The organism is Nocardioides sp., assembly GCF_036401255.1.
Classification (GTDB): Bacteria; Actinomycetota; Actinomycetes; order Propionibacteriales; family Nocardioidaceae; genus Nocardioides.
Map to the genome: position 1 here is coordinate 1 of NZ_DASWVI010000354.1, position 7,751 is coordinate 7,751.

At 72.6% G+C, this 7,751-nt stretch carries 9 protein-coding genes; 7 read left to right on the forward strand and 2 right to left on the reverse strand.

The genetic code is table 11. From position 1 onward, the window contains the following. From VGD85_RS16370 to VGD85_RS16385, 4 genes are all read left to right on the forward strand, one after another. Positions 1–1,599: VanW family protein (locus tag VGD85_RS16370; RefSeq protein WP_331064502.1), on the forward strand; the 1,599-nt coding region annotated here is incomplete at its 5' end. A gap of 41 nt (positions 1,600–1,640) precedes the next feature. After that, positions 1,641–1,889, forward strand: a complete 249-nt coding sequence (locus VGD85_RS16375; protein ID WP_331064503.1) for a type II toxin-antitoxin system Phd/YefM family antitoxin — start codon at positions 1,641–1,643, stop codon at positions 1,887–1,889. Further along, a complete protein-coding gene (locus tag VGD85_RS16380; RefSeq protein WP_331064504.1) occupies positions 1,876–2,148 on the forward strand; it encodes a type II toxin-antitoxin system RelE/ParE family toxin in 273 nt (90 codons plus the stop codon). The genes VGD85_RS16375 and VGD85_RS16380 overlap by 14 nt, the downstream gene beginning before the upstream one ends. Before the next feature lie 43 nt (positions 2,149–2,191). Continuing rightward, complete coding sequence (locus tag VGD85_RS16385) at positions 2,192–3,028, forward strand: esterase/lipase family protein (protein ID WP_331064505.1); 837 nt, start codon at positions 2,192–2,194, stop codon at positions 3,026–3,028. Here the strand turns inward: VGD85_RS16385 and aspS are convergent. After that, a complete protein-coding gene (gene aspS / locus VGD85_RS16390; RefSeq protein ID WP_331064506.1) occupies positions 3,018–4,337 on the reverse strand; it encodes an aspartate--tRNA(Asn) ligase in 1,320 nt (439 codons plus the stop codon). The genes VGD85_RS16385 and aspS overlap by 11 nt on opposite strands. A 215-nt stretch (positions 4,338–4,552) precedes the next feature. Here aspS and VGD85_RS16395 point away from each other — a divergent pair, with 215 nt between their 5' ends. Beyond that, positions 4,553–5,530 carry a DUF389 domain-containing protein gene (locus tag VGD85_RS16395; protein WP_331064507.1) on the forward strand — a complete coding sequence of 326 codons (978 nt, stop codon included), beginning with the start codon at positions 4,553–4,555 and terminating at the stop codon, positions 5,528–5,530. On the opposite strand, the gene VGD85_RS16400 is transcribed toward VGD85_RS16395, so the two are convergent. Next, the gene (locus VGD85_RS16400) at positions 5,500–6,417 is read right to left on the reverse strand and encodes a GNAT family N-acetyltransferase (RefSeq protein WP_331064508.1); all 918 of its coding nucleotides are present in this window, start codon (positions 6,415–6,417) and stop codon (positions 5,500–5,502) included. The two genes, VGD85_RS16395 and VGD85_RS16400, sit on opposite strands and share 31 nt — an antisense overlap. An 87-nt stretch (positions 6,418–6,504) precedes the next feature. Here VGD85_RS16400 and fdxA point away from each other — a divergent pair, with 87 nt between their 5' ends. Together fdxA and dapC are read left to right on the forward strand one after the other, a co-directional pair. Beyond that, on the forward strand, positions 6,505–6,828 hold the full coding sequence (gene fdxA, locus VGD85_RS16405; RefSeq protein ID WP_331064509.1) for a ferredoxin: 324 nt from the start codon (positions 6,505–6,507) through the stop codon (positions 6,826–6,828). A gap of 18 nt (positions 6,829–6,846) precedes the next feature. Then, positions 6,847–7,751 (forward strand): succinyldiaminopimelate transaminase (gene dapC, locus VGD85_RS16410; protein WP_331064510.1); only part of this gene is annotated, 905 nt, incomplete at its 3' end.

Below are 7,751 nucleotides of genomic sequence, written 5' to 3' on the forward strand. Positions count from 1 at the left end.
GCCACCACGGTGGCCGGCGTCGACATCGGCGGCCGCACGCCCGACGAGGCCGAGGCCGCGCTGCGCGCCGGCCTCGCCGACCGGGTGGACCGGCCCGTCACCGTCAGCGTCGAGGGCGAGCAGGCCACGGTGGACCCCGCCGAGGCCGGCCTGAGCGTCGACTACGCCGCGTCGGTCGCCGACGCGGGCGGCGAGCGCAGCTGGGCCCCGGGCCGGCTGTGGGACTACTGGACCGGCGGGGACGACCTCGACCCGGTCGTCTCGGTCGACGACCAGGCCTTCGGCGCGGCGCTGGACGACCTCGCCGAGGACGTCGGCACCCCGCCCGTCGACGGCGACGTCCGGTTCCGCGGCGGCAAGGTCGTGGTCACCGACCCCGCCTCGGGCGAGGAGCTCGACCGTGACGCGGCCGAGGCCGGGATCACCGCGGCGTACACCGCCGAGGACGCGAGCCCGGTCGAGCTCGCGCTCGTGACCGCCGAGCCCGACATCGACGCCGCGGACCTCCAGAAGGCGCTCGACGGCTTCGCCAACCCCGCGATGTCCGGCCCGGTGACGCTGGTCTTCGGCGACTCGCCGGTGCGGCTCGACCCGCGGAGGTACGGCAAGGTGCTCGGGATGCGTCCCGAGGGCGGCGAGCTGGTGCCCGACCTGGACGAGAAGGGGCTCACCAAGCTCGTCGACGCCGGCATCAGCGACGACGGTGCCCCGGTCGACGCGACCGTCGAGCTCGTCGACGGCAAGCCGAAGGTGGTGCCGGCCAAGCCGGGCGTCACCTACGAGCCCGCGGATGTCAGCGACGCGTTCCTCGAGCTCGTCACCCGCCCGAGCGGCGAGCGCGAGATGAAGGTCGACTCGACGGTCGCCGAGCCGGACTTCACCACCAAGGACGCCCGGGCGCTGAAGATCCGCGAGCGGGTGTCGACGTTCACGACGTACTACCCCTACGCGGAGTACCGCAACATCAACATCGGCCGCGCCGCCGAGCTGATCGACGGCACCGTCCTCAAGCCCGACGACGTGTTCTCCCTCAACGGCATCGTCGGCGAGCGCACCCGCGAGAACGGCTTCACCGAGGGCTTCATCATCAGCGACGGCATCTTCAAGGAGGACCTCGGCGGCGGGGTCTCGCAGATGGCGACCACGACGTTCAACGCGATGTTCTTCGCGGGCCTGAAGGACATCGAGCACAAGCCGCACTCGTTCTACATCGACCGCTACCCGGTCGGCCGGGAGGCCACCGTCGCCTGGGGCGCGGTCGACCTGCGGTTCCAGAACGACACGCCGTACGGCGTGCTCATCCACGCCCACGTGACGCCCGCGACGCCGTCCACCCAGGGCGTGGTCACGGTGTCGATGTACTCGACGAAGTACTGGGACATCACCAGCACGACCTCCGACCGGTACAACTACCGCGAACCCAAGACCCGCACGCTCACCACGCCGGACTGCTACCCCAACACCGGCTACGCCGGCTTCGACGTCGACGTCACCCGCACGTTCCGCCGCCACGGCGAGGACGCCATCGACCACACCGAGAAGTTCCACACCGCCTACACGCCGTCGGACACGGTCGTCTGCAAGAAGCCGAAGAACTGACCTGCTTGTACGTTCGGGATATCGAAACGTACGATAGGGGCATGTCGTCGATCCCCGTCAGCGAAGCGCGCGCCAACCTGCCTGCCGTGATCGCGTCCAGCGCCGACGAAGCGGTGGTGCTCGAGCGGCGGGGTCAACGGGTGGCCGTGGTGATCAGCCCGCAGCGCTACGACGAGCTGATGGACGCCTGGGAGGAGCTCGAGGACGTCGCGGCCTTCGACGAGGTGATGGCAGAAGGCGGACCGACGATCCCGTGGTCGACGGTGAAGGTCGACCTTGGCTGGGAGTGAGCGCCGCTATCGCATCGAGGTCACGCCTGCGGCCGCCCGGCAGCTTCGCAAGCTCGAGCCTCAGATCGCCCGCCGGGTGCAGGGCGCGATCGAGATGCTCGCCGTGGATCCACGGCCGCCGGCGTCCCGACCGCTGCGCGGCCGCCCCGGCCACCGGGTGCGAGTCGGGGACTATCGACTGCTCTACACCGTGCAGGATGACGTGCTGATCGTCGTGGTGATCCGCCTGGGGCATCGGCGCGACGTGTACGACCGCTGACGACGCACCGTGACCGCCGTCACGGCCGCTCGTTGAGCCGGACATGCGACTGCTGCTCGGTGCCGTGCTGGTCTCGCTCCTCGCCACCGTGGGGCTGGCCGTCCCGGCCGGCGCGGACGGCGTGCCACTGCCGACCAACCCGTTCGGCGACCCGACCGGCGCCAACGACTGGGACTGCAAGCCCACGGCCCAGCGGCCGGAGCCGGTGATCATCGTGCACGGCACGTTCGGCGACAAGAAGAGCCTGCTCGACGACCTGTCCGCGGCGATGGTGGCCGACGGGTTCTGTGTCTACTCCTTCGACTACGGCAACCGCGGCACCGGTGACATCCCCACCTCGGCCAAGCAGCTCAAGCGCTTCACCACCAAGGTCCTCGGGGCCACCGGCGCCGCCAAGGTCTCGATGGTCGGGCACTCGCAGGGCGGCATGATGCCGCGCTACTACATCAAGTTCCTCGGCGGCGCCCGCGTCGTCGACGACCTGGTCGGGCTCTCGCCGTCCAACCACGGCACCACGATCGTCGCGGACCCGTCCAACCCGCTCACCGGCGGTCTCTGCCCCGCCTGCAACCAGCAGGGCGCGGGCTCGGACTTCCTCACCAGGCTCAACTCCGGCGACGAGACCCCCGGCCGGGTCAGCTACACCCAGATCAGCACGAGGTACGACGAGGTCGTGGTGCCCTACACCTCGGCGTTCCTCGCGCCCGGGCCGCGCACCACCAACGTCACGATCCAGGACTCCTGCCCCGGCGACCTCGCCGAGCACGTGTTCATCCCGATGAGCCGCACCGCGATCGCCTGGGTGCTCGACGCGCTGACCCGGCCGGGTGCCGCCGACCCGGCGTACCGCCCGGAGTGTCAGCCCGCCGTCACGGGGTGAGCCGGGTCAGGTCGCGCGGGAACAGCGTCACCTCGCGGACGTTGGCCGCGCCCGTGAGCCGGGCGGTCCACCGCTCCAGCCCGATCGCGAACCCGCCGTGGGGCGGCATCCCGTGCTCGAAGGCCTGCAGGTAGGTCGCGTACGCCGCCGGGTCCTCGCCCCGCGCCCGGATCGCCGCGTCGTAGTCCGAGGGCCGGTGCAGGCGCTGCCCGCCGGTGACCAGCTCGAGCCCGCGGAACAGCAGGTCGAAGCTGTTGGACCACGTCGACTGCTCCGTCGGTCGAGGAGGCGCGCCAGCGCCGTCTCGAGACCACGGGTGGGTGTAGAACGGCCGCTTCGCCATCGGGTAGCCCTCGACGGCCACGAAGTCGCTGCCGTGCTCGGCCAGCGCCCACGCCCCGATCGCCCGCTCGTGCTCGGGCGCGAGGTCGGGTTCGTCCGCGGGCGCGCCGGCCAGCGCCAGCGCGTCGCGGAAGTGGATGACCGGGATCTCCTCGGGCACCACCGGCACGTCCGCGCCGGTCCGCGCCACGGCCACGCCCGCGTGCTCGTGCACGGCCGCGACCATCCCGGCGAGCACGTCGCGCAGCACGGCCAGCACGTCGCGGTGGTCGCGCACGAAGCCGAGCTCGACGTCCAGCGAGACGTACTCCGCCAGGTGCCGCACGGTGTCGTGCGGCTCGGCGCGGAACACCGGTCCGACCTCGTAGACCCGCTCGAAGACCCCGACCAGCTGCTGCTTGTAGAACTGCGGGCTCTGCGCGAGGTACGCCGGGCGCCCGAAGTAGTCGACCTCGAACACGTTCGCCCCCGACTCGGTCGCCGACGCCACGAACTTCGGGGTCTGGACCTCGGTGAAGCCCGCCGCGTCCAGCGTCGCGCGGAAGCCGCGGACCGACGCCGCGGCCAGCTCCCACCGCGCGCGCTGGGCGGGGTGGCGCCACAGCACCGGGGCATGGTCGAGCAGCGTCGGCAGCGAGACGTCCAGGCCCGGACGCCACAGCTCCGCGGGCGGCGTCGCGGCCGGCTCGGTGAGCGCGGTGATGGTCGGCTCGGTCACCTCGACGCCGCCCGGCGCCTGGGCGTTCGCGGTCGCGACCCCCACGACCTCGACGGTCGTCTCCTCCGGCGGCACCGGCGCGCCGTCGCGGACCACCACCTGGGCCAGGCCGCTGCGGTCGCGGACCACCAGGAAGGTCAGGGCCGAGAGCTCCCGGCGGCGGTGGACCCAGCCCTGGAGCCGGACGGTCTCGCCGGGGGTGGCGGTGGGCAGGTCGGAACAGAGTGTGCGCGGTGGCGTGGATCGCATGGTTACCTCCAGTCGGCGGGAAGCCCTGGAGGTGTGGGCGGGGGCAAGGTCGCGGTGCCACCACACCTTCGCCGAGGAGAACCCTCGGCCTCTCGTCGGTACGCCGATCCGCGCGGGCCCGGCCTCACGAGGGTCGTCACGCCTCACCGGTCCACGCGCATCGTAGGTCGGCACGCCGCCGGATCGCCAACCCGTTCCCGCCGTACGCTCGGCCCGTGCTGGTCCACCTGCGTCTGACCGTCCCGGGCGACCTGTCCGCCCCGGTCCGCACCCTGCTCCTCGAGCACGCGTGCACCACCAACGTCACCGTGACCGAGGGCGCCTGCCTGCAGCCCGCCGGCGACCTCGTCGAGTGCGACGTCGCCCGCGAGCAGACCGAGCAGCTGCTCCAGGGGCTGGAGGCGCTGGGGCTCGCCGAGTCCGGCGGCATCGTGATCACCACGCCGACCGGCGCGCCGTTCGCGGCGGCCCGCCGGCTCGAGGCGGCCGCGCCGGGCCATCCCGACGACGCCGTCATCTGGGAGGCGGTGGAGGCGCAGGCCGAGTCGGGCGCCGTGCCGACGGTCTCGTACCTGATCTTCCTGGTGATCGCGGTCGCGCTCGCCTCGGTCGCGGTGATCACCGACTCCGCGGTGCTCGTCGTCGGCGCGATGGTTGTCGGCCCGGAGTTCAGCGCGATCGCCGCCGCCTGCGCGGGCATCGTGCTCGGCCGGTGGGGCCTGGTCGGGCGCAGCCTGCGGCTGATCGTGCTGTCGTTCGTGTTCGCGATCGTCGTGGTCACCCTCCTCGCGCTGCTGGCCCGCTGGACCGGTGCGATCACCGCCTCCGACGTCACCCGGCCACGCCCCAACACCGGGTTCATCTGGCACCCGGACCTGTGGTCGTTCGTGGTCGCCCTGCTGGCCGGCGCGGCCGGCGCGCTCGCGCTGGCGATCGAGAAGACCGCCACGATGGTCGGTGTCTTCATCAGCGTCACCACGGTCCCGGCGGCCGGCAACCTCGCCCTCGGCATCGCGGTCGGCGAGGCCGGCGAGATCACCGGGTCGCTGACCCAGCTCGGCGCCAACCTCGGCGGGATGATCATCTCCGGCACGCTGCTGCTGGCGTTCGTGCGGGTCGCGTGGCCGTGGCTCACCGCCCGCAGCGAGCGGCTGCTCGGGGCTCAGTCGTCGACGGAGGGCGGCGCGAGGTAGCGGTAGGCGTGGTGCGTGGTGAACCCGAGCCGCTCGTAGAGCGCGATCGCCGGGGCGTTGTCGCCGAGCACCTGGAGGTACGCCGTGGTCGCGCCGCGCTCGGCGCCCCACTCCAGCAGCGCGGCCACGACCGCGACGCCGAGCCCCTGCCGCCGGTGCTCCGGGGCGACCTCGATGCCGCGGAACCCGACCCAGTCGCGGTCGTACGCCGCCACCCCGCTCGCCCGGTCCCCGAGGCGCACCGTCACCAGGTCGCCGTCCTCGTCGTGCTCAGCCGGTGGTTGAGGCGCGAGCGAACGGAGCCTCGCCACCACCTGGCGCCGCACCTGGGCCACTCCCGCGACCTGGAACAGCGTGTCCGCATCGGTGCTCTCGGCGACCCAGCCGTGGGCTCGGAACAGCTCGTCCTCGGCCGAGTCGGGCAGCACGGCCGCGATCGGCCGGCCGGTCCGGCCGGCGTAGAACGCCAGCACCTGCTCGTAGTCGTCGGCCACCCCCGAGGGCGCCATCGCGAGCACCGAGTTGGCCCGCCGAGCGGTGGCCGTGGGGGAGTGGCGCAGCACCCAGTCGCCGAGCGGCTGCGTCTCCAGGCCCGGCCACAGCGCCAGCGCCCGCACCTGCGCCTCCTGCGGCTCCACCCGCAGCCGCGGCGAGGGCCGCGGCGGCACGGGCTTGCCGGACACGATGTCGGCGATCGCGATCCTCACGGACCCGGTGGAACCCGGTGCGTCCTGCTGCACGACACAGACCCCGTCGCCCCACGACACGCACGTGCCCAGGACGTCGGAGTACGCCGATCCGCCCGACGGCCCGGTCCGGCCGCGCAGCAGCCGGCGTACGACCACGCGCTGCCCGACCACGTGCGGACCAAGCAAGTGCTTGCCCACATCGTGGGGTCCTACCGACTCGGCCACGATCCGGATACTAGGCTGTGCCGAGCAGCGCTCCCCGCTAGGCCCCAACAGGAGGAACCGGTGACCTACGTCATCTCCCAGCCGTGCGTCGACGTCAAGGACCGGGCGTGTGTCGACGAGTGCCCGGTCGACTGCATCTACGAGGGCAAGCGGATGCTCTACATCCACCCCGACGAGTGCGTCGACTGCGGTGCGTGCGAGCCGGTCTGCCCGGTCGAGGCGATCTTCTACGAGGACGACACGCCGGAGCAGTGGAAGGGCTACTACGACGCCAACGTCCACTTCTTCGACGACCTCGGCTCGCCCGGCGGTGCCGCGAAGATGGGTGAGATCGACCACGACCACCCGATGATCGCCGCGCTGCCGCCGCAGAACCAGGACTGAGGCTCCCCGTTGGTTGAGGTGCGAACGAAGCGAGCCTCGCAACCAACGGTCTCCCAACGGCTGCCGGACTTCCCGTGGGACCACCTGGTCCCGTACGCCGAGCGCGCCCGCGCCCACCCCGACGGGATCGTGGACCTGTCCGTCGGGACCCCGGTCGACCCCACGCCGGAGGTCGTCCAGGAGGCGTTGCGCGCCGCGGCCGACTCGCCGGGCTACCCGCTCACCGTCGGCCGCGCCGACCTGCGCGAGTCGTGCCTGGACTGGCTGGCGCGCCGCCACGGCGTGACCTGCCTGGACACGGCAGAAGGAACCGTCTTGCCGGTGATCGGCTCCAAGGAGCTGATCGCGTCGATGCCGGTGCACCTCGGCCTCGGGCCCGGTGACCTGATCGTCTATCCCGAGCTGGCCTACCCGACCTACGAGGTGGGCGCGGCATTGGCCGGCGCGCGGGCGATCGCCACCGACTCGCTGACCTCGCTCGGCCCGCAGGTGCCGGCGCTGCTGTGGCTCAACTCGCCGTCGAACCCGACCGGCCGGGTGCTGCCGCCCGAGCACCTGCGCAAGGTCGTCGACTGGTGCCGCGAGCGCGGCACGCTGCTGGTCTCCGACGAGTGCTACCTCGAGTGCGCCTGGACCGACCGCCCGGTCTCGGTGCTGCACCCGTCGGTCTCCCGCGGCTCGGCCGAGGGCATCCTCGCGGTGCACTCGCTGTCCAAGCGCTCCAACCTCGCGGGCTACCGGTGCGGGTTCGTCGCCGGCGACCCGGCGGTGATCGGCGAGCTGCTCGCCGTACGCAAGAACCTCGGGCTGATGATGCCCGGGCCGCAGCAGGTCGCGATGAAGGCGGCCCTCGACGACGACGCCCACGCGCTGGAGCAGCACGACCGCTACGCCGCCCGCCGGGCCAAGCTGCGCGACGCACT